The following is a 1991-nucleotide window of genomic DNA, read 5'->3' as shown; positions in this document are numbered from 1 at the left end:
ATAAGCTGGAGGAAAAAGGATTGGACGTCAGGAAGACTTTTTATGGCAGTATTCATGATTCATAGGTTTAGATGAAATTCTAAAACAATACAGTCAAATAGCCTTGATGGATTTCTCCGGAGGGGTCCTCTACAATTACGGCTACATTTGTGTCTACTTGGCTCTTTCTCTTAGTCAAATTGACTGTCTGCTTGATGGGTGAAACTTCCGTGATTTTTCCAGAAATATAACTTCCTGAAGCTGAGATGATGGTTCCTTCGAAACCTATTAGGACAGAGTTATTCACTTCAGCAATTTCTAGGTCTTTCAATTTGACTGATTGAATTGGCGGAAACGACAGCCCAGTATTTAATGCTTTGATATCTGCTTTTGGTAGAATGTCTCCCTCATAGTCAAAAATCTCTATCAAAAGATAAAGCTGATTGGGATCCTCATCAGGGTAGGGAGAATGAAATTTGACTATTTGACCAACTTCAGTTGGGTATTTAATCTCCATATTGGATGGATGGTACTCAATCGACTTTAAATACTCGAATAAATTGTGCCTAAAATCCTCAATTAATTGAAACCGTTCATTGCATAGTAATCCACCCTTGATTTCATAAAAGGGAAGATTATAGCATTGGGCAAAATGGCTGATGGTTTGAATAGCGGATTCCGAAAATGAATTGGAACCAGCAAGAAGTCGGGCTTTCTTAAATACCAGCTTCTCTTCTCGGTATTCATGAATTTTCAATTCTTCATCAAAGAATTTTTGAATAAGGGGAAGCTGCTCTTCCGTGCCTATGGAAATATAGACCTCCTTGCTTACAGGGTCAATGTCCTGATATTTCTGATTGATCCATTCCATCAAATTAATAGCAGATCGTACTGCCATTTCCTCATTGGTATACCATTCAGGCCAGTCTAAAGAATCGAAATCATATCTTCCGAGCATCCCCTTAAGCTGGCTTAAGCAAAGGAAATAAGGCTCTTCCGGATTGTCTGCTGGCTGTGCTATGATTGAGACCAAGAGTTCTTCGTCAAAGCCCAGAAACTCGATGTAGTCGTTTTCTTGATCAATTTCGGCCAAGACCCAATTTTCTGGTAGAGTAGGAGGCAGGTAATTGCTGTACATGGATTTTTTGTTAATATCGTTGTCAAATCGAACGATAATAAGATAAGGAAAATCCAAAATGTTTACAATAGTAAACAAAAATAATTAATGGATATAAAGGAAAAATTTGGTCAAAGACTTCGAGTTTTAAGAAAAGAAAAGGGTTTGTCCCAAGAAGAACTTGCAGAAAAGTCGGGTCTCAACCGGCCTTATATCTCAGCCATTGAGCTGGGGAAGCGAAATGTATCTTTGGAGGTGATGGAGAAGTTGGCGGGGGCTTTGGTCCCTAGTCTGAATCGGGATGCTTTGGTTCGAAAGGCAGGGGGGGGGAGGGGGAGGGGGGGGGGGGTGTTGGGGGTGGAAATTAAACTGCTATTGTTCTAAATATTTGTATTTGCAAAAAATCCACTATTTGGATTAGAATAAGTTCCAATTAAACATGACCTATCTAATAACCTATTAAACTCTTCACAGCTCGTTTCAGGCACTATAGCACAATTGTGACAAGCTGCCCCATTAAGAGAGTCAGGACCTTGACCGGTTGTACTGCCTACATCCATACAAACTGGGTCAGCAGAGCACCATCTGGCATCTTCAATAATTTCTCGAACAAGCTTGTAGAAATTACCTTCTTTTCCTTGTCTAACAAGCCCTCCCATAGACCCTTCAGAATCTCCAGAGGATGTATAAATTAATACTCCATTCATTCTATTATTCTCGGAGCTAGAATAGTATAATCTTTCTCTTAGTGAGGAAGATCCATACCCGCAGTTATAACAAAGGCGATTTATTAATAAATGAGCAAACGTGTGAAGTAGAATAAATGCAGGGCTTATGTCTATCGGCCCATTGATCAGCTTTTGCGCTAGCGTAGTAAACCGCTCTCGGTGCGATC

General features: G+C 40.0%; 3 protein-coding genes. 1 reads left to right on the top strand and 2 read right to left on the bottom strand.

Annotated elements, in window-relative coordinates:
• Positions 1-79: 79 nt before the first annotated feature.
• Entirely contained in the window at positions 80-1117 is a 1038-nt protein-coding gene (locus tag OU792_RS18430) for a hypothetical protein (protein ID WP_274671042.1), read from the bottom strand.
• Positions 1118-1204: 87 nt separating this feature from the next.
• On the opposite strand from OU792_RS18430, the gene OU792_RS18425 reads away from it, so the two are divergent.
• Positions 1205-1480, top strand: coding sequence for a helix-turn-helix domain-containing protein (locus OU792_RS18425; RefSeq protein ID WP_274671041.1), 276 nt, complete (start codon positions 1205-1207; stop codon positions 1478-1480).
• Here OU792_RS18425 and OU792_RS18420 read toward each other — a convergent pair.
• On the bottom strand, positions 1477-1991 hold a 515-nt coding region (locus tag OU792_RS18420), incomplete at its 5' end, for a DUF1998 domain-containing protein (RefSeq protein ID WP_274671040.1). The two genes, OU792_RS18425 and OU792_RS18420, sit on opposite strands and share 4 nt — an antisense overlap.

It is taken from the genome of Algoriphagus sp. NF, from assembly GCF_028823735.1.
GTDB lineage: Bacteria > Bacteroidota > Bacteroidia > Cytophagales > Cyclobacteriaceae > Algoriphagus > Algoriphagus marincola.
The sequence above is the reverse complement of the archived record's forward strand: the minus strand, read 5'-3'. Positions and strand labels throughout refer to the sequence as shown.

Coding starts and splice junctions, on each gene's coding strand:
- OU792_RS18430 (WP_274671042.1), bottom strand. CDS start 1,117: ATGTACAGCAATTACCTGCCTCCTACTCTACCAGAAAATTGGGTCTTG.
- OU792_RS18425 (WP_274671041.1), top strand. CDS start 1,205: ATGGATATAAAGGAAAAATTTGGTCAAAGACTTCGAGTTTTAAGAAAA.